This window comes from Paraburkholderia sp. GV068 (assembly GCF_003058125.1).
Lineage (GTDB): Bacteria > Pseudomonadota > Gammaproteobacteria > Burkholderiales > Burkholderiaceae > Paraburkholderia > Paraburkholderia graminis.
In genome coordinates this window covers 21,783-44,495 of the sequence record NZ_QBUB01000012.1, presented here as the reverse complement: position 1 = coordinate 44,495, position 22,713 = coordinate 21,783, and the positions used below count along the sequence as shown (strand labels likewise).

At 63.7% G+C, this 22,713-nt stretch carries 21 protein-coding genes; 10 read left to right on the top strand and 11 right to left on the bottom strand.

The genetic code is table 11. The features are described 5' to 3' along the window. Nucleotides 1-104 precede the first annotated feature (104 nt). Nucleotides 105-1,703, top strand: a complete 1,599-nt coding sequence (locus C8K18_RS22815) for a DHA2 family efflux MFS transporter permease subunit (RefSeq protein ID WP_053858923.1) — start codon at nt 105-107, stop codon at nt 1,701-1,703. Nucleotides 1,704-1,722: 19 nt separating this feature from the next. On the opposite strand, the gene C8K18_RS22810 is transcribed toward C8K18_RS22815, so the two are convergent. The 4 genes from C8K18_RS22810 to ada form a co-directional block, all read right to left on the bottom strand. Then, entirely contained in the window at nt 1,723-2,250 is a 528-nt protein-coding gene (locus C8K18_RS22810) for a hypothetical protein (RefSeq protein ID WP_107710064.1), read from the bottom strand. A gap of 136 nt (nt 2,251-2,386) precedes the next feature. Then, nucleotides 2,387-4,003 carry a glutamate--cysteine ligase gene (gene gshA, locus C8K18_RS22805; protein ID WP_107710103.1) on the bottom strand — a complete coding sequence of 539 codons (1,617 nt, stop codon included), beginning with the start codon at nt 4,001-4,003 and terminating at the stop codon, nt 2,387-2,389. A gap of 318 nt (nt 4,004-4,321) precedes the next feature. Further along, nucleotides 4,322-5,239, bottom strand: a complete 918-nt coding sequence (locus tag C8K18_RS22800) for a DNA-3-methyladenine glycosylase (protein ID WP_107710066.1) — start codon at nt 5,237-5,239, stop codon at nt 4,322-4,324. Further along, complete coding sequence (gene ada / locus C8K18_RS22795; protein ID WP_107710067.1) at nt 5,236-6,411, bottom strand: bifunctional DNA-binding transcriptional regulator/O6-methylguanine-DNA methyltransferase Ada; 1,176 nt, start codon at nt 6,409-6,411, stop codon at nt 5,236-5,238. The genes C8K18_RS22800 and ada overlap by 4 nt, the downstream gene beginning before the upstream one ends. A gap of 417 nt (nt 6,412-6,828) precedes the next feature. Here ada and C8K18_RS22790 point away from each other — a divergent pair, with 417 nt between their 5' ends. After that, complete coding sequence (locus C8K18_RS22790; protein ID WP_053858926.1) at nt 6,829-7,254, top strand: VOC family protein; 426 nt, start codon at nt 6,829-6,831, stop codon at nt 7,252-7,254. A gap of 36 nt (nt 7,255-7,290) precedes the next feature. Here the strand turns inward: C8K18_RS22790 and C8K18_RS22785 are convergent, their stop codons facing one another. Together C8K18_RS22785 and C8K18_RS22780 are read right to left on the bottom strand one after the other, a co-directional pair. Beyond that, nucleotides 7,291-7,845: a YaeQ family protein gene (locus C8K18_RS22785; protein ID WP_107710105.1), complete on the bottom strand. Its 555-nt coding sequence runs from the start codon at nt 7,843-7,845 to the stop codon at nt 7,291-7,293. Nucleotides 7,846-7,986: 141 nt separating this feature from the next. Then, entirely contained in the window at nt 7,987-8,964 is a 978-nt protein-coding gene (locus C8K18_RS22780) for a LysR family transcriptional regulator (RefSeq protein WP_006050620.1), read from the bottom strand. 147 nt (nt 8,965-9,111) lie between these two features. Between C8K18_RS22780 and C8K18_RS22775 the strand changes: the two genes are divergently transcribed. The 5 genes from C8K18_RS22775 to C8K18_RS22755 all read left to right on the top strand — a co-directional run bounded on the left by C8K18_RS22775 (nt 9,112) and on the right by C8K18_RS22755 (nt 16,248). Next, entirely contained in the window at nt 9,112-10,560 is a 1,449-nt protein-coding gene (locus tag C8K18_RS22775; protein WP_107710069.1) for an aldehyde dehydrogenase family protein, read from the top strand. Between the two features lie 145 nt (nt 10,561-10,705). Continuing rightward, nucleotides 10,706-11,710, top strand: a complete 1,005-nt coding sequence (locus C8K18_RS22770; protein WP_006050617.1) for an arabinose ABC transporter substrate-binding protein — start codon at nt 10,706-10,708, stop codon at nt 11,708-11,710. A 95-nt stretch (nt 11,711-11,805) separates the two neighbouring features. After that, nucleotides 11,806-13,374 (top strand): L-arabinose ABC transporter ATP-binding protein AraG, encoded by a 1,569-nt coding sequence (gene araG / locus C8K18_RS22765; protein ID WP_107710071.1) that lies wholly within the window; start codon nt 11,806-11,808, stop codon nt 13,372-13,374. Nucleotides 13,375-13,470: 96 nt separating this feature from the next. Then, nucleotides 13,471-14,475, top strand: coding sequence for an L-arabinose ABC transporter permease AraH (araH, locus tag C8K18_RS22760; RefSeq protein ID WP_006050615.1), 1,005 nt, complete (start codon nt 13,471-13,473; stop codon nt 14,473-14,475). 39 nt (nt 14,476-14,514) lie between these two features. Then, nucleotides 14,515-16,248, top strand: coding sequence for an IlvD/Edd family dehydratase (locus tag C8K18_RS22755; protein WP_029971179.1), 1,734 nt, complete (start codon nt 14,515-14,517; stop codon nt 16,246-16,248). Between the two features lie 275 nt (nt 16,249-16,523). Here the strand turns inward: C8K18_RS22755 and sap1 are convergent, their stop codons facing one another. Next, nucleotides 16,524-16,862: a surface attachment protein Sap1 gene (sap1, locus tag C8K18_RS22750; protein ID WP_006050613.1), complete on the bottom strand. Its 339-nt coding sequence runs from the start codon at nt 16,860-16,862 to the stop codon at nt 16,524-16,526. Nucleotides 16,863-17,329: 467 nt separating this feature from the next. Here sap1 and C8K18_RS22745 point away from each other — a divergent pair, with 467 nt between their 5' ends. Next, nucleotides 17,330-17,542 (top strand): hypothetical protein, encoded by a 213-nt coding sequence (locus C8K18_RS22745; protein ID WP_006050612.1) that lies wholly within the window; start codon nt 17,330-17,332, stop codon nt 17,540-17,542. A gap of 64 nt (nt 17,543-17,606) precedes the next feature. Here C8K18_RS22745 and C8K18_RS22740 read toward each other — a convergent pair whose 3' ends face one another. Beyond that, nucleotides 17,607-18,032 carry an HIT family protein gene (locus tag C8K18_RS22740; protein ID WP_107710107.1) on the bottom strand — a complete coding sequence of 142 codons (426 nt, stop codon included), beginning with the start codon at nt 18,030-18,032 and terminating at the stop codon, nt 17,607-17,609. Nucleotides 18,033-18,273: 241 nt separating this feature from the next. Here C8K18_RS22740 and C8K18_RS22735 point away from each other — a divergent pair, with 241 nt between their 5' ends. Beyond that, on the top strand, nt 18,274-18,606 hold the full coding sequence (locus tag C8K18_RS22735; RefSeq protein WP_107710073.1) for an ecotin precursor: 333 nt from the start codon (nt 18,274-18,276) through the stop codon (nt 18,604-18,606). A gap of 104 nt (nt 18,607-18,710) precedes the next feature. Here the strand turns inward: C8K18_RS22735 and C8K18_RS33385 are convergent, their stop codons facing one another. From C8K18_RS33385 to mnmE, 3 genes are all read right to left on the bottom strand, one after another. Beyond that, nucleotides 18,711-18,872, bottom strand: a complete 162-nt coding sequence (locus C8K18_RS33385; protein WP_006050609.1) for a hypothetical protein — start codon at nt 18,870-18,872, stop codon at nt 18,711-18,713. 243 nt (nt 18,873-19,115) lie between these two features. After that, nucleotides 19,116-20,327: an integrase arm-type DNA-binding domain-containing protein gene (locus tag C8K18_RS22730; protein ID WP_107710075.1), complete on the bottom strand. Its 1,212-nt coding sequence runs from the start codon at nt 20,325-20,327 to the stop codon at nt 19,116-19,118. A 171-nt stretch (nt 20,328-20,498) separates the two neighbouring features. After that, complete coding sequence (gene mnmE / locus C8K18_RS22725) at nt 20,499-21,893, bottom strand: tRNA uridine-5-carboxymethylaminomethyl(34) synthesis GTPase MnmE (RefSeq protein ID WP_107710076.1); 1,395 nt, start codon at nt 21,891-21,893, stop codon at nt 20,499-20,501. Between the two features lie 374 nt (nt 21,894-22,267). Here mnmE and C8K18_RS22720 point away from each other — a divergent pair, with 374 nt between their 5' ends. Next, nucleotides 22,268-22,675 carry a transcriptional regulator gene (locus C8K18_RS22720; protein ID WP_107710077.1) on the top strand — a complete coding sequence of 136 codons (408 nt, stop codon included), beginning with the start codon at nt 22,268-22,270 and terminating at the stop codon, nt 22,673-22,675. The last annotated feature ends 38 nt before the right edge of the window (nt 22,676-22,713 follow it).

The window sequence follows — 22,713 nt, the reverse complement described above, 5'->3', positions numbered from 1 at the left end:
TGTAAAACAATATCTGTCTGGGCAGAGTGTGATGCAGCATGCAAATGCCCGGAGAAACGCGACAAGCCAGGCACGACACACTTCCGCGCTGAGGAGAACAACACATGGCCGCTACGGCTTCCAACGCTGACGAACCCGCAGCTCAACCTGCACACCAGCCCGCGAGACCACCCGCGGCCGAGCCGGCGCCGCTCAAAGGCGGCGCGCTCGCGCTCCTGACCGTCGGGCTCGCGCTCGGCACGTTCATGGAAGTGCTGGACACGTCGATTGCCAACGTCGCCGTGCCGACCATCTCCGGCAGCCTCGGCGTGGCGACGAGTCAGGGCACATGGGTGATCTCGTCGTATTCGGTGGCTTCGGCGATTGCCGTTCCGTTGACGGGCTGGCTCGCGCGGCGCGTCGGCGAAGTGCGGCTCTTCACGCTGTCCGTTCTGCTCTTCACGATCGCGTCGGCGCTGTGCGGCTTCGCGCATAACTTCGAGTCGCTGATCCTGTTCCGGCTCGTGCAAGGGCTTGTGTCCGGCCCGATGGTCCCGCTGTCGCAAACCATTCTGATGCGCTCGTATCCGCCCGAGAAACGCGGGCTCGCGTTGGGACTATGGGCGATGACCGTGATCTGCGCGCCGATCTTCGGCCCGGTGATGGGCGGCTACATCACGGACAACTACACATGGCCGTGGATCTTCTACATCAACGTGCCGATCGGCCTTTTCTCCGCGGCGTGCGCGTTCGTGCTGTTGCGCGGGCGCGAAACCAAGACCACGCAGCAGCGTATCGACGCGATCGGCCTCTCGCTGCTCGTGATCGGCGTGGCGTGTCTCCAGATGGTGCTCGACCTCGGCAAGGATCGCGACTGGTTCAACTCCACGTTCATCGTGACGCTCGCGGTGATCGCGGTGATTTCGATTGCGTTCATGCTCGTGTGGGAGATGACCGAGAAAGAGCCGGTCGTCGATTTATCGCTCTTCAAGGACCGCAATTTCGCGCTCGGCGTGCTGATCATCTCGTTCGGCTTCATGGCGTTCTTCGGCTCGGTGGTGATTTTTCCGCTGTGGTTGCAAACGGTGATGGGTTACACGGCGGGCCTCGCCGGCCTCGCCACCGCGCCGGTCGGCATCCTCGCGCTGTTCCTCTCGCCGATGATCGGCAAGAACATGCACCGGCTGAATCTGCGGGTGATCGCGAGCTTCGCGTTCATCGTGTTTGCGTTCGTGTCGTTCTGGAACTCGACCTTCACGCTCGACGTGCCGTTCAATCACGTGATCTGGCCGCGCCTCGTGCAAGGCATCGGCGTGGCCTGTTTCTTCGTGCCGATGACGACCATCACGCTCTCGAGCGTGTCGGACGATCGGCTCGCGAGCGCGTCGGGCTTATCGAACTTTTTCCGGACCTTGTCCGGCGCAATCGGCACCGCCATCAGCACGACGTATTGGGAGAACGACACGATCCGCCATCACGCGATGCTGGTCGATAACGTCAACGTCTACACGGCGAACACGAACGCGTACACCAGTGCGCTGGCCGGCGCCGGCCTTTCCGGCGACAGCATCACGGCGCAGCTGAACCAGGTGGTGACCGCGCAGGCTTATATGCTGGCCACCAACGACTTCTTCCGCATTTCGTGCGCGGGCTTCCTCGTGCTTGCCGTACTCGTGTGGATCACGAAGCCGCGCAAAGGCGTCGGTCCGTCGATGGGACATTGAGCGGCGCGCAACGCGTCGCTCACTGACTCACGGCTTCGCCAGTGGATGGCGTGACCGACTGTCCTTGCTGCATATCGGGATGCAGGGCGGGATGCACCGCGGCGGACGCGGGCTGCGCCGGCTTGGCATCGGTTCCCTGTGTGCCTGCCGGCGCGCCGCGCACATATTGCTTGAAGTCCGCGCCCGCTTCCCACGGGTTCGGCTTGCAGCCGAGCGAGCCGTCACAATGCGCGGCGAAGCCGATCGTCGCGGTGCCGTCCGGATTCTGCGTGCGGGTGATCTGGTAGGCGAGCGCGCGCTTGCCGCCGTCGGGGCCGGCGGTCTGGATTAGCGTGCTGGTCGCGGCTTCGATCTTGTACTTCGAGTTATTCGCGACCCACGTTTGCGCGCGCTGCCACCAGAGGTCGCACTCGGCCTTGCTCGAACAGGTCAGCGGCGTGGTGGCGATCTGCATGACGTCGGGATCGACTTGTCCCTGCGTAGAGCATGCGGTCGCGGCAACGGCAGCCGCGGTAACGCACAGTACGGACAACAGACGTTGCTTCATCACGTTGATCCTCCCTCTTGTTAGCGTGTCCTATCAGTTTGGACCGCGTCGTGTAGAGGGTGTTTCCTTCAGATCAGAGAAACGTGCAGATGCGTGGACAATTTACCGATGCGTGCCGATGCGGCAGCCGCTTCGTTCACACGCTGAAGCGGTTCAACGTATAAGCCCGATAAGCGGCGACGAACGCATCGAACGAGCCCACTTCTTCGCGTTCGAGTTTCGCCTGTTCCTCCAGCGATTGCGCGGCCAGCTCCTCAAACTCCTTTGCCACGTCCGCAGGCAGGGGACGCGCGCGGAAGTGCGCCGCATGCGCTTCGCTCTGTTCAAGACCGAATTCGAGGAAGCTTTGCTGCTTCTCGCGCATGGTCTGCAATACGCGTGCGGACGGCGTCAGCGACGCATCCGCCAGCTTCGCGCGCTGAACCGCAACCGAGCGCGCATGCGCGTCGCCGCCCTTCAGCGCGTCGAGCGCGGCGGCGGCCGCTTCGATCTTGACGAACAGTTCGTCGGCCCATTCGGTCATCGCGATGGTCTGCCCGTCGCGCGTGAGTTCCAGGCCAGGCTTGCGCCCTTCGGTCGTCACGCGCGCGAAGTTCTGGTTCGCCTCGCAATACGCGGGCGGCGGCAGCGGCGCGCTGTCGTCGAGCGCACACACGAGCAGATACGCATCGAGAAAGCGCGACGTTTCCAGCGAAATACCGACGGGCTCGAAAGGATCGATGTCCATGCAGCGCACTTCGACGTATTGCACGCCGCGCGCGGCGAGCGCATGCAGCGGCCGTTCGCCGGGATACGTGACGCGCTTCGGACGGATCGTCGAATAAAACTCGTTTTCGATCTGCAATACGTTCGTGTTGATCTGCACCCACTCGCCGTCGCGCTGCGTGCCGATGGCCTCGTACGCGGGATACGGCTGGCTAACCGCCTTCGCGAGCGCGTCGAGATAACCGGGCAGCGTGTCGTAGTCGGCGTGCAGCGCGGCTTGCGCGGTGGTGTTCGAGTAGCCGAGATCGCTCATGCGCAGGCTCGTCGCATACGGGCGATACAACGTGTCGGCGTCGAAGGTTTCGAGCGTATGTTTGCGCTCGCGCAAGAAGCGGCGGTCGAGCGCGGGCGACGCGCCGAACAGGTACATCAGCAGCCAGTTCGTGCGGCGGAAATTGCGGATCAGCGCGAGGTAACGGTCGGACTGAAAATCGACCGCGTTCGCGGTGGATTGCTGCTCGGCGTGCAGGAGCCGCCACACTTCTTCGTTCAGCGAATAGTTGTAGTGAATGCCCGCAATGCATTGCATCGTGCGCCCGTAACGCAGCGCGAGGCCGATGCGATACACGTACTTCAGCTTGCCGATGTTCGACGAGCCGTAATCCGCGATCGGAATGCCTTCATCGGTGTCGGGCAATAGGCCCGGCATCGAGTTGTTCCACAGAATCTCGTCGCCGAGGTTCGCGTAGACGAAACGATGCAGCGTGTCGAGCTTCTCGAGCGTGAGCACGACGTCGTGCTCAGCGGGCGTGATCAGTTCGATTAGCGCTTCGGAATAGTCGGTGGTCAGCGAAGGATGCGTGAGCGCCGAACCGAGCGCGCGCGGATGCGGCGTCAACGCGAGCTGGCCCTCGTGCGTCACGCGCAGGCTTTCTCTTTCGATGCCGCGCAGGCCGCGTAGCAGCGCGTCGCGCTGCGGCCCTGAAGTCAGCACGGACAGGCGGTGCAGGAACGCGTCGGTCGTGCGGGATGAGGTCGTGTTTGGCATTGATGCGAGTCGGGCGTTGTCGGCCGCCATGTGCCGCCTGGCTGCTCGCGGGCAGCATGTTGCGGTTGACAACGTTCGGCGGAATTTTCAGTAGCGGGCACTTTAACATCTCGCCACCGCGCCTGCTTGAGGCCGCTTCGGCGGGCGATTGCAGGCCGCCGGGGCGTCTGTTGGCCGGTCTGTTTTCACGCCGGATTCGCGGATTTGGCCACACGGATTCCAGGTTATTGCGGCCATTGCAGCCGCGTTTTTTAGTGAGCGTGGCGACACGGCATGACGTGTCGCCACCTTCGCCTTAGACGGCTAGCTCGCGCAGCACTAACCGCCGCGCGCGGCCCCGGCCCGATCCGCCACCTCGTTCCACAGATGCATCGCCGCATAAGCGCGCCACGGGCGCCAAGCGTCGGTGCGTGTGCGCTGCTGCGTGGGCCGCACGAGCGACGGGTCGCGCGCGCAGATCGACTGCATCAGCACGAGATCCCACGCGGGCCAGGCGTCGGGGTCGCGCCACGCGCGCATCGCCACATACTCGACCGTCCAGGGGCCGATGCCCGGCAGCGCGAGCAAGGCCGCGCGCAGTTCGCTTGCGTCCGCCGTGGCGCTGTCGAGCGGCACATCGCCCGTCGCGACCGCGTGCGCGAAGCCTTGCAGCGCGGCCACGCGCTTGCCCGGCATGCCGATTTGCGCGAGGTCGACGGCTGCCAGCGCTTGGGGCGTCGGAAAACGCCACGCCGTGTTGTCATGCGGATGCCCTTCGATACGCTCGCCCGCCCGCTGCACCAATCGTCCGATGATAGTGGTCGCCCCCTTCACGCTGATTTGCTGGCCGACAATCGCGCGCACCACCAGTTCGAAGCCCGACCACGCACCGGGCACGCGCAAGCCGGGCGCCGCGTCGATCAGCGGCGCAAGCCAGGGGTCCGCGGCGAGCGCGGCGCCGATCTTCTTCGGATCGGCGTGCAGATCGAACATCTTCGCAATCGGCGCGGCGAGCGCGTCGGCGTGACGGCTCACCGGGCCTTCGATGCTCGCGACCAGACAACGCTTGCGCGGATGCTCGCGCACGCTGAGCGTGCCGCTGTCGCCGGCCCATTCGATCGCGCGGCGATACGCGCCGTCTTCGACGGTCTCGACGCCGGGCGTCGCGCGTCCGCTGAAAAAGCGCAGCAGGCGCCGCCAGTCGAACGGCGCTTTGTACGGGAGTTCAAGAGTTGCAACGTCGTCGAGCGTGCTCACGCGGCGTGGTCCAGTTTGGTGGCGAGGGGTTGAACAGGCGTCGTTTCGGGGCGGGCGGTTTCGTCGGCGGAAACGCGGTGCGCGTGCTGCGCCTCGTTGTCGAGCAGCGCGGCTTTGCGCGGCAAGCCCCAACGATAGCCGGCAAGCGCTCCGCCCTTTTGCACGACGCGATGACACGGAATGGCAAGCGCAACCGGATTCGTCGCGCAGGCGCTCGCGACGGCGCGCACGGCGCGCGGCGCGCCGACGGCTTCGGCGATCTCCGTGTAGCTGCGCGTCTCGCCGTAGGGAATGTGCCGCAGCGCGTCCCACACGCGCTGGCGGAAGGCCGTCGCCGCGATGTCGAGCGGCAGGTCGAAATGCTGACGCGTGCCGCGCAAATAGGCGTCGATCTGCGCGACGAACGGCTCGAGCCGCTCGGCGTCCTCCAGCAGATCGGCATTGGCGAATTCGCCGCGCAGTTCGTCGACGAGCAAGGCGGCGTCGTCGCCGAAACCAATCTTGCAGATGCCCTTGGCTGTCGCGGCCACCAGCACGAAGCCGAGCGAGGTTGGCGCGCTGGCGTAGCGCACGGTCAGCCCGGCGCCCTTGCGGCGATATTCGGACGGTGCCATGCCCAGTTCCGCCGACGCGCTCTCGTACATCCGCGAAGGCGAATTGAAGCCGGCGTCGAGCGTGGCGCGCGTGACGTCGGCGCCGCGCTTGAGCGCGTCGCGCAACGCGGCGCCGCGCCGCGCAGCCTGATACTGGCGCGGCGACACGCCGACGACCCGCTTGAACAGGCGCTGAAGGTGGAACGGGCTCAGGTGCACGGCGTCGCTCAATTGCGCGAGCGTGAGACGTTGCTGAGGATCGGCGTCGAGCGCGGCGCACGCGCGGTTCACGATGTCGAGTTCGCGCGGCAAGCCGCCCGGCTGACAGCGCTTGCAATCGCGAAAGCCGGCGGCGCGGGCCGCGGCGGCATCGGCGAAAAACGCGACGTTCTCGCGGCGCGGCTGGCGCGACGCGCACGACGGACGGCAGAACACGCCCGTCGTCTTCACGCCGTAGAAGAAAGCGCCGTCCGCGAGCGGATCGCGACGGGCGACGGCTTCCCACCGTTCGTCGTCGGAATGCCAGGCGGCGGTGCGGGCGGTCGTGTCGGTCTCGGCGGGATAATGGGTGCGGTTCATGATGGTCCCGGATGGGTGCTGTCGATGCTCACCAATGTAGGCCGCATCCCGACACACTACGCTCCGGTTCTTGCTCTGTCATTGCGCTTCCTCGTAGCCGGCAGACGCCCGGCGGGCGCCGCTCGGCGTCATCTGACGGCTCGTTTTGCCGCAAGGTGCGACAATTTTGCACGATGTCGGGTTTTCCCCTAAAAAGTTATTGCGTCGCACCAAGCGCATGTGTATATTAGTACCTGTCTCCTCCATGTCTCCTCCTGATATGGATTCAGCCCGCTCCACATAGAGCGGGCTTTTTTTCGTCTATACGTTTTGCGTGCCGGCCGGCGCTGCTCGGCATCTGGCCCGTCAACACCCGCCCCGCTTTCCCATAAACTGGCTGTTCTCCGTTTGATAAATCAGCCACGGGAGGCGCTCAATATGAAGATTCATATTCGCGAGATCGACCATGTTGTGATTCGGGCGACCGACGTTGCGTCGATGGCGCGCTTTTACTGCGACGTGCTCGGTTGTAGCGTCGAAAAAGAGCAGCGCGAACTGGGGCTCACACAGTTGCGGGCGGGGCGCTCGCTGATCGACCTGCTGCAGGTGGGCGCGAAGATCGATCGCCCGGAAAACGGCACGCCCGGCGCGGGACGCAATATGGATCATCTCTGTTTGCGCGTCGAGCCGTTCGACGCCGAGGCGCTCAAGGCGCACCTTGCCGCCCAAGGCGCGCGGCTCGGCGAAGAAGGCGTGCGTTATGGCGCGGACGGCTACGGGCCGTCGCTGTATCTGTTCGACCCCGAGGGCAACATGGTCGAACTCAAAGGACCGCCCGAAGCGGCGCGCGTGACGTCGCTCTGAAGCTCGCGCGGCGCGGGCGGGCGGCTCGCGGCAAAGTCAGGCGTTCGCGGGCGCCTTCAACACCGTCCACTCGATTTTCACCGCGTCGGCTTCAGCACTACCGAGCCACGCTTCGCCGTCCTGCACGGTGCATTGCAGCCGCATCGTGCGCTCCGCGAGCGAGCCGAGTTCGGCCGCGATGTTTTCGCCGAGCGACCACACCGTCACATTGCGCATGCGCTCGACCTTGTTCCGCACGCCCTGCCACCAGATGTCCGAAGTTCGCCCGCCGTAGGCGATCACAATCACCTCGTTCGAACGGCCGCTCGCCTTGGCGATGCGCCGCTCGTCGGGCTGGCCGACTTCGATCCACGTTTCGATCGCGCCGGTCAGGTCCTTTTGCCAGAGATCCGGTTCGTCGACATCCGATAAACCCTTGCAGAATTCGAGCCGTTCCTGCGCGAAGAGCGCGAACGCGGCGACGCGGACCATCATGCGCTCGTCGGTTTCGGACGGATGACGCGCGATGGTGAGCGAATGGTCGGCGTAATAGTGCCGGTCCATGTTGGCGATCTGCAGTTCCGCCTTGTAAATCGTCGATTTGAGAGCCATGCCGTTGCTAAACCAGACGCTCGCCCCACCGGAGCGAACGGAAAATGAATCGTCGACGGCGCGTTGCCGTCTTCCGTGTTTGTTGTACATTTTGCGTCCCTCCCTGCCGTCAGCCGGCCATCTCATGAAGGGAGGAAGCATTTATCGAACCATGGCCGCCTCCGACGGCGCGCCGTACACCTCGCCCGCGGCCTCGCGCAGCGCTTCCAGCACGACCGACGCGGCCGGCGAAAGCAGGTGCGACTGGCGCGTGATGATACCGAAAGTGTCCATCCTGCATGGCAAATCGATCGGCAGGCGCTTCAGCACGCCGTACTGTTGGTACTGGCCCGCCACTTCGTTCGGCAAAACCGCCAACATGTCGCTCTGAAGCAGCAGGCTCGAAATCGCCAGAAAGTTGTTGGTGTTGACCACGTTCTGCGGCGGATTCAGGCCGATCTGCGAAAACATCAGATCGAAACGATGCCGCAACACGCTGCCCGGCGGATGCAGCACCCAGCTCGCGTTGACGATTCCCCGCAGCGTCAGCCCGCTCTCGTTTTCCAGCGGATGGCCCGGCCGCGCGACCACGCACAGCGGTTCGTCGGCGAGCGGTTCGTAGCGGACTTCGGTCTTGAACTGATTTTGCCGCTCGAGCACCCGGCCGATCATGATGTCGAGTTCGCCTTCGGCGAGCCGCGGCAGCATCACGTCCGACGTTTCGACTTCCGCCCAGATCTGCAATTGCGGATAACGCTCCTTCACGCTCGCGATCGCGCGCGGCACCATCGTGGCCGCCGCCGCCGCGATCACGCCGATGCGCACCTGCCCGGCGAGCCCCGCGCGCAGCGCCGAGATTTCGTCGTGTGCGTGGCTCAGATTCGAGAGCACCATGCGCGCATGACGGATCATCACCTCGCCGTACAGCGTCGCGTGCATGCCGTGCGGCGTGCGGTCGAAGAGGCTCACGCCCAGCATGTCCTCCAGTTCCTTGAGGAGCCGCGAAGCCGCCGGCTGCGTCATGCCCAGGACGTCGGCGGCGCGCCGCACGTTGCCTTCTTCCTCCATCGCGGCCAGCAGCAGCAACTGCCGCGTCTTCAGCCGCGCACGCACGAACCAGTTCGAGTAGCTACGCGTCATGGCCTGTCTCCAACATCATTATCGTTGGCGCCATGATGCCATACCGGAATTGTTATCGGGATAGCCTAAAAAGGGATTGGAAAGTTATTGCGCCCGCTCATACCATTCGTGGACTTTCCAGGCTTCTCCTATGGCGCCATTCCGTCGATGAACCGCGATCCGCTCGTCCCGCTCGTTGCCAGCCCGCTGCGCCATTACATCAATGGCGGCTGGGAGACGGGCGCGACCACGGGCGTTTCGCTGAATCCGTCGGATCTCGACGACCCGGTCGGCGAATATGTTCGCGCCGACGTGCGGCAGACCGACAGCGCGATTGAAGCGGCCAATGCGGCTTTCGGCGAATGGTCGCTGAGTTCGGGCCAGCGCCGCGCGGACGCGCTCGACGCAATCGGCAGCGAAATGCTCGCACGCCGCGACGAACTCGGCCGTCTGCTAGCGCGCGAAGTGGGCAAAACTTTGCCCGAAGCGCTGAGCGAAGCCACGCGCGCCGGGCAGACCTTCAAGCTGCTCGCCGCCGATGCACAGCGCGCGTACTCGGAGCCGGTGGCGTCGGCGCGTGCCGGCGTCGAAATCGACATGACGCGCGAGCCGCTCGGCGTGGTCGGCATCATCGCGCCGTGGAGCGCGCCGCTCGCGACTGCCGCGGCCAAGATCGGCGCCGCGCTGGCGCACGGCAATTGCGTCGTCTTCAAGCCGGCGGAATCGACGCCGGCTTGCGCGGCGGCGTTGGCTTCCATCGTGAGCCGCGCGGGTTTGCCGGCGGGCGTGTTCAATCTGGTGATGGGCAGCGGCCGGCAGGTCGGCGCGCGGATCGTCGCGCATCCGCTCGTCGCGGGCATCAGCTTCAGCGGATCGGCGGAAACCGGCACGCGTGTGCTGCAAGCCGCGGCGGCGCGTCAGGCGCGCGTGCAACTGGAGATGGGCGGCAAGAACCCGTTCGTCGTGCTGGCCGATGCCGATCTCGACATCGCCGTCGATGCCGCGTTGACCGGCGCCTACGGCTCGACCGGCCAGCGCAGCACGGCGGCGGCGCGTCTGATCGTCGAACGCGCGATCTACGAGCCGTTCGTCGACGCGTTGCAGGCAAGGCTCGCGAAACTCACCGTCGACCATGCGCTGAAGCACGGCACCGACGTGGGCCCCGTCGCGAACGCCGCGCAACTGGAGCGCAATCTCGACTACGTGCGAATCGCGGCGCAGGAAGGCGCGCGACTGCTGCACGGCGGCCGGCAACTCGAACGCGCGACGCGCGGCTACTTCTTCGAACCGGCGCTGTTCGCGGGCGAAGCCGAGCATCGGATTGCGCGCGAAGAAATCTTCGGACCGCTTGCGGTCGTCTTGCGCGCTGACGATTACGAGCACGCGCTGACTCTCGCGAACGACACCGCCTATGGTCTGTGCGCCGGCATCTGCACGCGTTCGTTGAGCCGCGCCCGGCATTTTCGCCGCCATGTGCATAGCGGCCTCGTCACGATCAATCTGCCGACGACGGCAGTCGAGCATCACGCGCCTGGCGGCGGGCGCAAGGCGTCCGCGTATGGCTCGACCGACGCGGCGTTCTGGACGGCCGTGAAAACGGCCTACGTCGCGAGCTGATCCCGGTGACTCATATGCACGTCGCCGCCCGCATCGATTCCGCATCGGATTTCCTGGCTCAGTTTTCAAGTTCCGGCTAACGCCGTGTATCGCCTCGCTGCACATAAACGAAATCAATGCAGCTTTTCAACCTCAGGAGACAGACATGACCAGCAAGCTTCGTCGTTTGACGCTCACCGCGATCGCCGCGGCCACCCTCGCCGCGCCCTTCGCGATGCAACTTTCCGCGCATGCGGATCAGCCGCTCAAAGTCGGCTTCCTCGTGAAGATGCCGGAACAGGCATGGTTCATCAACGAACAGAAAGCCGCGACGGCGCTCGGCCAGAAGGACGGCTTTTCGGTGGTGAACATCGGCACGCCGGACGGTGAAAAAGTGCTGTCCGCCATCGACAATCTCGGCGCTCAAGGCGCGAAGGGCTTCGTGATCTGCGCGCCCGACGTGCGTCTCGGACCGGCGATTCAGGCGCGCGCGAAGCGCTACAACATGAAGTTCGTCACCGTCGACGATCAGTTGGTCGACTCGAGCGGCAAGCCGCTGCCGAACGTGCCGCATCTGGGCATGTCCGCGTTCAAGATCGGCAATCAGGTCGGCACGGCCATCGCCGAGGAAATGAAGCGCCGCGGCTGGAAGCCGGAAGAAGTCGGCGCGCTGCGCATCACGAACTACGAGCTGCCGACCGCGAAGCTGCGCACCGACGGCGCGACGCAATCGCTGCTCGCCGGCGGCTTCAAGAAAGAAAATATCTTCGACGCCCCGCAAAAGACGACCGACGACGAGGGCGGCTTCAACGCTTCGTCGCCGGTGCTCGCGCAGCATCCGAACATCAAGAAGTGGGTGATCTTCGCGCTGAACGAGGAAAGCGTGCTGGGCGGCGTGCGCGCCACCGAGCAACTGCACATTCCGGCGGCGGACGTGATCGGCGTCGGCATCAACGGCGCGGGCGAAGCCTTTGCCGAATTCCAGAAGAAGGAGCCGACGGGCTTCTACGGCACGATCGCCGTGAGCTCGACGATGCATGGCCGCGAAAGCACCGAGAACCTCGTGCAGTGGATCAAGGACGGCAAGCAGCCGCCCGCCGATACGCAAACCACCGGCAAGCTGATGGTGCGCGGCAACTGGCAGGACGTGCGCAAGGAACTCGGCATTTAAGCCGCGTTCGACCTTGCACGCGGCGGGCCGCGTCTCTCATGTGCGTTGAAGCGCGCGCGGCCCGCCCAGCCTGATCACTACCGAGGTTTTTTTCGATGACGTCCACACACACTGCGCCTTCCACCGGCGATGCTTCTGTGCCGGTGCAAGCGCCCTCGCCTGCCGCGGCGCTTGCGTCGAGCGAGCCGTATCTGCAACTCGACGGCATCACCGTGCGCTTTCCCGGCGTGCTCGCGCTCGACCAGGTGTCGCTGGAAGTGCGGCGCGGCGAAGTGCATGGCCTGATGGGCGAAAACGGCGCGGGCAAATCGACGCTGCTCAAGGTGCTGTCCGGCGTGAATCAGCCGGCGGCGGGGACGTTGTCGCTCGGCGGCGTCGAGCAGCAGTTCACTACGACGAAGGCCGCGATTGCCGCGGGCGTCGCGATCATCTATCAGGAATTGCATCTGGTGCCCGAGCTGACGGTTGCGGAAAACCTCATGCTCGGCGCGCTGCCGAATCGCTTCGGCATCCTTGACGAAAAGGCGCTGGTTGCGCGCGCGCTGCGCGAACTCGAACGGCTCGGCGAAAAAATCGACCCGTCGCAGCAGGTAAAGAATCTGTCGATCGGTCAGCGGCAGATGATCGAGATCGGCAAGGCGCTGATGCGCGACGCGCGCGTGATCGCATTCGACGAACCGACGAGTTCGCTGTCGTCGCGCGAAACCACGCAACTGTTTCGGATCATCCGGGCGTTGCGGGCCGAAGGCCGCGCGATCATCTACGTCACGCATCGGATGGACGAGGTCTACGAACTGTGCGATCGCGTGACCGTGTTCCGCGACGGCCGCCGCATCGATACGTTCGATGCAGGCGCCGGGCTCGACCGCGATCGTCTGATCAGTTGCATGGTGGGCCGCTCGATCGCCGACGTGTACGGCTATCGCACTCGCGAACTCGGCGACGTGCAGCTCGACGTCAAGGGACTCATGGGTAAGGGGCTGCGCGAGCCGGCCACTTTCTCCGCGCGCAAAGGCGAGATAGTCGGCTTCTTCGGGCTCGTCGGCGCGGGGCGTTCGGAGTTGATGAAGCTCATCTACGGCGCGGTCAAGCCGACCGCCGGCGACATCACGCTCAAAGGCAAGCCGGCGCGTTTCGCCACGCCGCGCGACGCGGTGCGCGCAGGCGTCGCGCTGTGTCCGGAAGACCGCAAACAGGAAGGCATCGTCTCGATCGCTTCGGTATCGGACAACCTCAACATCAGTTGCCGCCGCCATTTCAGCCGCTTTAACGTGCTCAACGGCCGCAAGGAAGCGCAGACCGCGAAGGAGTTCATCGGCAAGCTCGCGATCAAGACGCGCAACGGAGAGACGCCGATCGGCACGCTCTCCGGCGGCAATCAGCAGAAGGTGATTTTGTCGCGCTGGCTGGCCGAAGAGATCGACGTGTTTCTGATGGACGAGCCCACGCGCGGCATCGACGTCGGCGCGCGCAGCGAAATTTATGGGCTGCTGTATGGGCTCGCCGAAGCGGGCCGCACGGTGATCGTGGTGTCGAGCGATCTCGCGGAAGTGATCGGCGTGGCCGACCGCGTGATCGTGATGAAGGAAGGACGCCTCGTCGGCGATCTGCCCAAGGCGCAGGCCACGCCCGATGTGCTCATCAAGCTCGCCCTGCCCCGCTAGCCGCATACAACCGAACGAACGCAACCGAACGCAACCGAACGCAAACTGAGTCGCGCCGCTGAATCGAAACCGCGGCATTGAAACGGAACACACATCATGAACACACCTTCAACCGAATCCTCCACGCCGGCCGTCGCTTCCGCGGGCCTGAGCGCGCGCGCGGCGCGCACGTGGGATCTGATCAACAAGTCCGGCATCGTGATGGTGTTCATCATTCTGTTCGCGGTGCTGTCGTTCACCGTGCCAGACTTTCTGAGCTCGCGAAACATTCAGGGCTTGCTGCTTTCCGTCACGCTGATCGGCTCGATCTCGGTGACGATGATGTTCGTGCTCGCGCTCGGCGAAGTCGATCTGTCGGTGGCGTCGATCGTGGCCTTTGCGGGCGTGGTGGCGTCCACGCTCATCACGGCGACGCATAGCGTGATGCTCGGCGTGGCCGCGGGCGTGCTCGCGGGCGGCGCGGTCGGGCTTGTCAACGGCGTGCTGGTCGCGCGCTACAAGATCAACTCGCTGATCGTCACGCTCGCGATGATGGAAGTCGTCCGCGGTCTCGCCTACATCACGTCGAGCGGCGACGCGGTGATGATTTCGGAAGAACGCTTCTTCGATCTTGGCGGCGGCTCGTTCCTCGGCATTTCGTTTCCGATCTGGAGCAACATCGTCGGCTTCGTGCTGTTCGGTTTTCTGCTGAAGAAGACGGTGTTCGGCAAGAACGTGCTGGCTGTCGGCGGCAATAGCGAGGCCGCGTTGCTTGCCGGTCTGCCCGTCACGCGCATCAAGATCACGGTGTTCGTGCTGCAAGGTCTCGTGACGGGCTTTGCGGGCGTGATGCTTGCGTCGCGTATGAGTCTCGGCGATCCGAAAACATCGGTCGGCCTGGAACTCGGCGTGATTTCCGCGTGCGTGCTCGGCGGCGTGTCGCTGACGGGCGGCGTCGCGACGATTTCCGGCGTGCTGGTCGGCGTGCTGATCATGGGCTCGGTGCAGGACGCAATGAGCCTGATGAACGTGCCGACTTTCTATCAATACCTGATTCGCGGCGGGATTCTGCTGCTCGCGGTGCTGTTCGACCAGTTCCGCCGCAGCAAGCGCGTGCACTGACAGGCGCCCCGCTCTACACGTTTGCCAACAGGAGATTTCATGGCTGATTCCAACCAGACTAAAAAGCCGCTGCGCAGCCAGGCGTGGTTCGGCCTCAAGGACCGCGACGGTTTTCTGCATCGTTCGTGGATGAAAAACCAGGGCATTCCGCACGACGAATTCGACGGCCGCCCGGTCATCGGCATCTGCAATACGTGGTCGGAACTGACGCCTTGCAACGCGCATTTTCGCGAGCTCGCCGAGTACGTAAAAAAAGGCGTGCATGAGGCCGGCGGCCTGCCGCTCGAGTTTCCGGTGATGTCGCTCGGCGAAACGAATCTGCGGCCGACGGCGATGCTGTTTCGCAACCTCGCTTCGATGGACGTGGAGGAATCGATTCGCGGCAATCCGATGGACGGCGTGATTCTGCTCGTCGGCTGCGACAAGACCACGCCCGCGCTGCTGATGGGCGCGGCGTCGTGCAATCTGCCGTCGCTCGCGGTGTCGGGCGGACCGATGCTGAACGGGCGCTTTCGCGGCAAGCATATCGGCTCGGGCACGGGTGTCTGGCAGATGTCCGAGGAAGTGCGCGCCGGCACGATGACGCAGGAAGAATTCACCGAAGCCGAGTCGTGCATGAACCGCTCGCGCGGCCATTGCATGACGATGGGCACGGCTTCGACGATGGCTTCGATGGTCGAATCGCTCGGCATGGGCTTGCCGCAGAACGCGGCGATTCCGGCCGTCGACGCACGCCGTCAGGTGCTTGCGCATCTGGCCGGTCGGCGCATCGTCGACATGGTTCGCGAAGATCTGACGATGGACAAGATTCTCACGCGCCAGGCGTTCGAAAACGCGATCCGCACGAACGCCGCGATTGGCGGCTCGACCAATGCGGTGGTGCACCTGATCGCGCTTGCGAAGCGCATCGGCGTGGAGCTTTCGCTGGAAGACTGGGAGCTCGGTTCCAACGTGCCGTGCCTCGTCAACCTGCAGCCGTCGGGCGAATACCTGATGGAAGATTTTTATTACGCCGGCGGTTTGCCCGCTGTTCTGAAGCAACTCGGCGAACAAGGTCTGCTGCATCGCGAAGCCCTGACCGTGAACGGCAAGACGATCTGGGACAACGTGCGCAACGCGTCGAATTACGACGAGAAAGTCATCACGACATTCGCCGAGCCGTTCAAGGCGAAGGCGGGCATCGCGGTGCTGAAGGGCAATCTCGCGCCGAATGGCGCGGTGATCAAGCCGTCGGCGGCGACTGCCGAGCTGCTCAAGCATCGCGGCCGCGCGGTGGTGTTCGAGAACATCGAGGAACTGCACGCGAAGATCGACGACGAAGCCCTCGACATCGACGAAAACTGCATCATGGTGCTGAAGGGCGCAGGGCCGAAGGGCTATCCTGGCTTTGCGGAAGTGGGCAATATGCCGTTGCCGAAGAAGGTGCTGCAAAAAGGCATCACGGACATGGTGCGCATTTCCGATGGACGCATGAGCGGCACCGCGTATGGCGCGGTCGTGCTGCACGTCTCGCCGGAAGCGGCCGCGGGCGGCCCTCTGGCTCTCGTGCAGACCGGCGACATGATCGAACTCGATGTCGAAGCGCGGCGCCTGCACCTCGAAGTCAGCGACGAGGAACTCGAGCGCCGGCGCGCTGCATGGCAGGCGCCTGAGTCGCCCAAGCGCGGCTACTACAAGCTCTACGTCGAGCATGTGCTGCAAGCGGATCAGGGCGCGGATCTCGACTTCCTCGTCGGCTCGAGCGGCGCGCCGGTGCCGCGCGATTCTCACTGAACGTCGCGAGCGATTCCGACGAGATAAACGGTTGTTCCTGCGCTTTGCGAGAAGGCGTACTGCCGATGCGGATCGACATGCCGCATCGGCTTTTTTTCGCGCTCTGCGTAAATCGTTCCGCGCAAAAAATAAAAACCGGTTGGACACTCGAAATGTCCAACCGGTTTTTTTTAATCGCAAGCCCAGCGTCTCCGGCGTTTAAAGCCAGAGAATTTGCTTAAGCCAATTGCGTTCCGGCGTTTTACCGGAACGTGCGCATACTGGCGTGCTGCAGATTATTGCTTGATGAATCGATCGTTCGCCCAAAGGCCTTGCGTGTCGCTATTGCCTGCATTCACGAATTCGAAATCGTGGCCGACAACACGCACCACGCGGAAGCTCGAATTCTCCGGCGTGGAAACGCATTGATATCCGGAGAAGAACTCCTGCATTTTCTGCTGTTCGCCGGCTTGCGCGTGCTGACTGACGGCGTCGAGCTTGTCTTTCGACAGACAACCGTACGCGTTGGCCTTGAACTGAATGGTTTGCTGCGGCTTGATCACGGCGTCTTGCGCCTGAACGGTTGCGGCAGCCAGACTTGCAATGGCGAAAACAAGGGCGAGTCGAGCTTTCATAGGTTCCTCCGGTGCGGGCCAAATGCTCAGGTTAGCTATGTGTTTAACTCCATCGTCTAACCCGCACCTTGCACTTTAGGAGAACTGTGCAGAACAACAAGCACATCTTGTGTGCGGTTGCAACAGTGGCGAATTGTCGCACCGCGCGCCGCATGTGCTTAAGCCTTAGGCAGCGCGGCAAACCAGTCGAAATACGACGGATACCTAAGCGACTTATATCGTGCAGCGCTTTAACCAGTAAAGCTTTGCGATGCGGCATTAGCGTAAACGCGATATTCGATTTAAGCGAATTACTACAAGCGGGAATGCGCTTGGTGCATTGCACACAAAGTCATTTGTTTACTCGCGTCGAAATTGGGAAATAACGGTGCACGTGCAGAAGATAAACGATGCCAGGCGACGTCGCGCGTTATGCGCCAGAGTTAATGCGCGGTGGCCGGCAGCGCAGGTACGTGTGCTGCTCTAAAATGAATTCGATGCTCGTGCAAACGGAGGCCACCGTGATCGAGAACCTGATACTGGGCGTTTTCCTCGTCCTTCCGCTCCTCATCGTCGCGTTTCTTTTCTCCGACGAATTGTGGCAAGAACACCGGCATCTGCACGACATGCGACCCATGCACGCGAAGCCGCGGCGGCTCGACTGGCGTCATCCGCTGCGTCGTTCGCGGCATCGGCTATAAGCGGTGTTCGTCCACGGCGACGCGTGCGCAGCGGCGTCGTACTCCGATGCGCAAGCGCAGTTCGTCAGTCGGCGCGCCAATGCGCGCGAATGCGTTTGGCGAGCGCTTCGAGCGTGTCGGCGTCGGCCATATCGCGAGCATGCATGCGTAACGGCTGTCCTTCCCAACGCGGAATCACGTGGAAGTGCACATGCGGCACCGTCTGACCGGCTGCCGCGCCGTTGAACTGGCCGATGAATACGCCATCCGGACGCAACGCCGCACGCACGGCGATGGCCAGCTTTTGCGTCATGCGGATGCACGCGACCGTCGCCGCGTCCGAGAGATCGAAGATTTCCGCGACCGCTTCCTTCGGCACGACGAGCAGATGGCCGTCCGCTTGCGGCATCAGGTCCATGAAGGCGAGCGCCGCATCCGTTTCCGCGACCTTGATGCACGGTAGTTCGCCACGCAGAATTTTCGCGAACGGGTTGCTGTCGTCGTAGGTCATCGCATTTTTCTCCATATCGATCATTGCAGATTGGGTGCGGGCAGGGCATTCGCGCCTATTGTCCGCCAGATCGGCGTCAGTTCGATTTTCGACCGCGTTCGCGACATTCCCCGCGCTGCTTGGCGCGTACCGACAGGCACCGTTCGAAGTTACACAGGTAATGTGTCGTTACCACTTGCAGCATCTATTTCCGTGCGGCTCGCCGACAATTCGTTCCATGCCTCAACGGCGGGAGCGAAAAATGAAAAAGTTAGCAGTGGCTTTGATGATGGCGGGCAGCCTGAGCGTCGCGGGACAAGCGTCGGCTCATGGCCATGACGGCGGCGATCTGGTCGGCGCGCTGATCGGCGGCGCCGTGCTCGGCGCGGTGGTGACGTCGGTATTGAATCCGGCGCCGGCGGTGGCTTATCAGCAGCCCGTCTATGCGCAGCCGGTTTACGCGCAGCCGGTGTATCAGCCGACGCCGGCCTATGACGGCCCGCCGCCGGGCTATTGCTACGACCAGTATCAGCGTGCGTACGTGGCATGCGGGGCGCAGCCGCGGCAATACGAGTATGCGGACCCTAGGTGGTAGCTCCCAGCGCGCCATGACGGCGCGCCGCAGACAGAAAGGCCGTCGCCAGACTGCGACGGCCTTTTTCATTTTGAGCGCCGCGTGGCGCTACGTGGCGTTACGAGTCAGTGCCTGTGATGCAGCCACTCCGCGTAATGCGTATCGAGCCAGCGCTCAAGCCTGGGTGGCTCCGCCTTGTGGAAATAGCGGGACGTCGCCCAGATTGCCGCGCCGACCAGCAGCATCACGGTAGGCCCAAGCAGGTAAGCGATCAACGATTCGGACATGGCAGCCTCCTTGGAAAGGTTGCATCGTTGCTCCAGTGTAGGCGATCAATTGCAGGAGAAAAGTGCCGCGTGACGCTATGGCCACCAGGGTGCTTCGCGTCTCGAGTCAGTGTTTTAGTAACCTGATGAACGCAAGCGGTTTCTCCTTGCAGACAACGCGTTACCGCGTGGCGTGGTGGCGCTGTGTACTTAAAATGAGAGCTTGCGACCACTGCATGTCCGCGCCTCGCGCTGCGGCGCTTTTTATCCCGCGCGGCTCGCGCTTTGCCGCGCTGCGTCAAGCTGGGCGTCGACAAAGTCTGCCCAACGCTGCGCGATTTGCCGCTGTTCCGCGGCATCGCGTGAGCTGTCCTCGCGCGACGCCCTTTGTCGCGTTTTCGCTGAACTTTTGTCCGTTTGCGCGTGCTCCGTCATCTCCCACAGATGTGCGGCCGCCGTTCGCCGGAAGTCGTGCAGAACGAAATGCTCGACGTCGAGGCCGAGCGCCTTCACGGCCTGGTTGAGCGTGCTCTTCGCGATCGGCCGGTCGTCGCCCCTCACGCTCGGAAAGACGAACGTGGCGCTCGCCCGCGTGCGATGCAGTTCGCGCAGCATCGTCACCGCTTGCTGCGGCAGGTAGACGAGCTGATCGGCGTCCTTCTTCAGGCGCGCGGCGCCGATGCGCCACAGCGCTTTATCGAGGTCGAACTCGTCCCACGTCGATTCCACCAGGTCGGATTTGCGGACCATCGTCAGCACGAGCAGATGCAGCGCGATTTTGAGCGGCCGGCGGATGCTCGATGTTTCGATCGAATGCAGCATGGCGCCGATTTCGTCGCCGGACAGCACGCGCGTGCGGCTCTCGAAAGTCGCGATGGAGCGCGCCGGCACGACTTCCGCCGGGTTGGCCGTCGCGAGCTGACGCGCGATCAGATACTCGTACAGGCGCTTGATGACGTTGCGGGTATGCAGCGCCATCTTCGGCGAACCGCGGCTTTTGATCCTGTCGCAGATGGCGACGACGTGCTCCGCGGTGACGGCCTTCACCGGCAGGCCGCCGATTGCGGGTAACACGTCCTTGTCGAGCGCGCGACGCGTGGTGCGGCGATATTCGTCCGACTTGCCCGCCATTTCGGTCGCCATGTAGAGCTCCGCGGCTTCGCGCAAGAGCTCCGCTTTCGCTTCGGCGCCGCGATCGCGGCGCGCAGTGGCGACCGGCGAAATGCCTTGCGCGACCAGTTCCGCATACTTTTGCGCCTTGGCTCGCGCGACGCGCAGCGAAATCATCCGGTAATCGCCGATGGTGGCGAGCGGCTGGCGCTTGCCGTTCAGCGAATAGCGAAAGCGCCAGACTTTGGTGCCTGTGGTCATCACTTCGATCACGAGGCCGTTGCCGTCGGCGAGGCTGTAGCGGGCGGCGCGCGGTTCGAGCGCGCGCACTTGGGATTCGGTGAGGGGAACGGCTCGGCGGGGCATGCTCGGAGGGCTGAGAGGCGACAGCGCGAGTTTAAACTGTTTGGTGCTGTGTACCAAGTAATCGCGGCACTGATGGTCTACAAACGCGGCTGGCGCGCTTGGCTCGCAATGGCGGAGTTCCCTCGTGCGCCACCGTTTACAGTGCCTCTATAGGTGCATTCGACTTCGGCTTCACTTGCCAATACAGAACCTGCTAAAAATCACTCCCAGCAGATCATCCGAACTGAACTCGCCGGTAATCGAGTTGAGCTGATCCTGCGCGAGCCGCAGTTCCTCGGCGAACAGATCCAGTGCCTGCGAGTTCTGATCGGCATGGGCGGCGGCCGTCGCCAGGTGTTCCTGCGCCGCGCGCAACGCGATCAGGTGACGCTCGCGCGCAAGGTAGACGCTCTCGGCGCCCGCCTGCCAGCCGGCGATGCGCAGCAACTCATCACGCAAAAGGCTCACGCCGTCGCCCTGTTTCGCCGACAGCCGGACTTCGCTGAGTTCAAGGTCGGCGTCGAGCGCGCGCGTGTGCGGCGGCAAGCCAACCAGATCCGTCTTGTTCAGCACGCGCACGACTGGCACGCCCGAGGGAAAGCGCTTTGCGATGGTTTCATCCTCGGCGGTCATGCCGGTGCGTGCATCGAGCAGATGAAGCACCACGTCCGCGCGCTCGATCTCGCTCCAGGTGCGCGCAATGCCGATCTTCTCGACTTCGTCTTCGGTATCGCGCAGGCCGGCGGTGTCGATCACATGAAGCGGAATGCCTTCGATCTGGATGGTCTGCGCGACCTTGTCGCGCGTGGTGCCCGCAATCGGCGTGACGATGGCGAGCTCGGCGCCCGCGAGCGCATTCAATAGCGACGATTTGCCGACATTCGGTTGCCCCGCAAGCACCACGGAAAGCCCCTCACGCAGCAGCGCACCTTGCCGCGCCTCGGCGAGCACACTCGCGAGGCGCTCGCGAATGCGAGCGAGCTTGCCGCGGGCGTCGGCGGCCTCGAGGAAGTCGATCTCTTCTTCGGGGAAGTCGAGCGTGGCCTCGACCAGCATGCGCAGCGTGATCACTTCTTCGACCAGAGCGTGGATGTCGCGCGAGAACGCGCCGTCGAGCGAACGGCCCGCCGAGCGCGCGGCGGCCTCTGTACTCGCCTCGATCAGGTCGGCGACGGCCTCGGCCTGCGCGAGATCGAGCTTGTCATTAAGGAACGCGCGGCGCGTGAATTCGCCGGGTTCGGCGAGCCGCAGACCGAACGCGCGCCCGGCGTCGATGCAGCGTTGCAGCACCAGTTGCAGCACGACCGGGCCGCCGTGACCCTGCAACTCGAGCACGTGCTCGCCGGTGTACGAATGCGGCGCGGGAAAGTACAGCGCGATGCCGCGATCGAGCGGGTCGCCGTTGTCGTCGAGAAAAGGCACGTAGCTCGCGTGGCGGGGCGCAAGCGCCTGGCCGGTGAGCGCCTGCATCAGCGGCTGCGCGGCAGCCTCGCCCGCGCGCCCGAACGAGATTCGCACGACGCCGATGCCTCCACGGCCGGGCGCGGTGGCAATGGCAACGATGGGATCGGAGTCGGTGGTCAGCATGAGAGAAGGGCGGCGAAATCGGAGAACGGGGAGGGCGGCGCGCACAGCCGCGCGGCGCTGGGCATTGTAACGCGGGGCCTGCGGCAAGCCTGCTGATGAGCCGCCTACCGGTCGCCGCGCGCGCTTTTTTTGCCCCGCGTAAGATTGATCTTAATCAAGCTAGGATTGTTACTGCGACATTAGGACAAATCCACACATTCGACGCGATACGCGAATCGCACGAACTCAAGCCGAGCATGGAAAATTCGCAAATTTTGACATCGCGCCGAACTGCCGATGCCTTGGGCGCGTCAAGCTAAAAGCATCTCAAATACGCTAAACATGAACTTGTTTGGTTGTCAACGGGGAGGACGCTGAATTGCACAATCTGGCCCATGCCAACCCCAAAAGAAAAAGCCGCCTTCGCCAAGAGGCTGAAGGACAGCCTGGAGCCGCTGAAAATTCGCGGCGGGACCAAACTCGCCGAGCAATTTAACCTTCGCTATCGCGGCGATCGTCCGGTCACGCCGCAAACCGCGCACAAGTGGCTGACGGGCACGACGATTCCGAAGCCGGACAAGTTACGCACGCTGGCCGAGTGGTTGAACGTGAAAGAGCATTGGCTCCACTATGGACCTTCGCCCGGTGCGAGCGCCAGACCCATGGCGCGCGGCGAGAAGTATCCGCCGTCGCCGGAGACCATTGAACTCGCTTCCAAGATTCAGTCGCTGACGCCGAAGGACCGCTTTCTCGTCGAGGAAATGATTGTGCGCTTCTACGGTGAGGATAACGAAGAAGAGTAGCGGACACGTCTCATGCGCACGCATGCGTCCATGAAAAA

Bases quoted from the DNA above. Each gene is read 5' to 3' on its own strand.
- C8K18_RS22815 (WP_053858923.1), top strand. From the start codon at position 105: ATGGCCGCTACGGCTTCCAACGCTGACGAACCCGCAGCTCAACCTGCA.
- C8K18_RS22810 (WP_107710064.1), bottom strand. From the start codon at position 2,250: ATGAAGCAACGTCTGTTGTCCGTACTGTGCGTTACCGCGGCTGCCGTT.
- gshA (WP_107710103.1), bottom strand. From the start codon at position 4,003: ATGCCAAACACGACCTCATCCCGCACGACCGACGCGTTCCTGCACCGC.
- ada (WP_107710067.1), bottom strand. From the start codon at position 6,411: ATGAACCGCACCCATTATCCCGCCGAGACCGACACGACCGCCCGCACC.
- C8K18_RS22790 (WP_053858926.1), top strand. From the start codon at position 6,829: ATGAAGATTCATATTCGCGAGATCGACCATGTTGTGATTCGGGCGACC.
- C8K18_RS22785 (WP_107710105.1), bottom strand. From the start codon at position 7,845: ATGGCTCTCAAATCGACGATTTACAAGGCGGAACTGCAGATCGCCAAC.
- C8K18_RS22780 (WP_006050620.1), bottom strand. From the start codon at position 8,964: ATGACGCGTAGCTACTCGAACTGGTTCGTGCGTGCGCGGCTGAAGACG.
- C8K18_RS22775 (WP_107710069.1), top strand. From the start codon at position 9,112: ATGAACCGCGATCCGCTCGTCCCGCTCGTTGCCAGCCCGCTGCGCCAT.
- C8K18_RS22770 (WP_006050617.1), top strand. From the start codon at position 10,706: ATGACCAGCAAGCTTCGTCGTTTGACGCTCACCGCGATCGCCGCGGCC.
- araG (WP_107710071.1), top strand. From the start codon at position 11,806: ATGACGTCCACACACACTGCGCCTTCCACCGGCGATGCTTCTGTGCCG.
- araH (WP_006050615.1), top strand. From the start codon at position 13,471: ATGAACACACCTTCAACCGAATCCTCCACGCCGGCCGTCGCTTCCGCG.
- C8K18_RS22755 (WP_029971179.1), top strand. From the start codon at position 14,515: ATGGCTGATTCCAACCAGACTAAAAAGCCGCTGCGCAGCCAGGCGTGG.
- sap1 (WP_006050613.1), bottom strand. From the start codon at position 16,862: ATGAAAGCTCGACTCGCCCTTGTTTTCGCCATTGCAAGTCTGGCTGCC.
- C8K18_RS22745 (WP_006050612.1), top strand. From the start codon at position 17,330: ATGAATTCGATGCTCGTGCAAACGGAGGCCACCGTGATCGAGAACCTG.
- C8K18_RS22740 (WP_107710107.1), bottom strand. From the start codon at position 18,032: ATGACCTACGACGACAGCAACCCGTTCGCGAAAATTCTGCGTGGCGAA.
- C8K18_RS22735 (WP_107710073.1), top strand. From the start codon at position 18,274: ATGAAAAAGTTAGCAGTGGCTTTGATGATGGCGGGCAGCCTGAGCGTC.
- C8K18_RS33385 (WP_006050609.1), bottom strand. From the start codon at position 18,872: ATGTCCGAATCGTTGATCGCTTACCTGCTTGGGCCTACCGTGATGCTG.
- C8K18_RS22730 (WP_107710075.1), bottom strand. From the start codon at position 20,327: ATGCCCCGCCGAGCCGTTCCCCTCACCGAATCCCAAGTGCGCGCGCTC.
- mnmE (WP_107710076.1), bottom strand. From the start codon at position 21,893: ATGCTGACCACCGACTCCGATCCCATCGTTGCCATTGCCACCGCGCCC.
- C8K18_RS22720 (WP_107710077.1), top strand. From the start codon at position 22,268: ATGCCAACCCCAAAAGAAAAAGCCGCCTTCGCCAAGAGGCTGAAGGAC.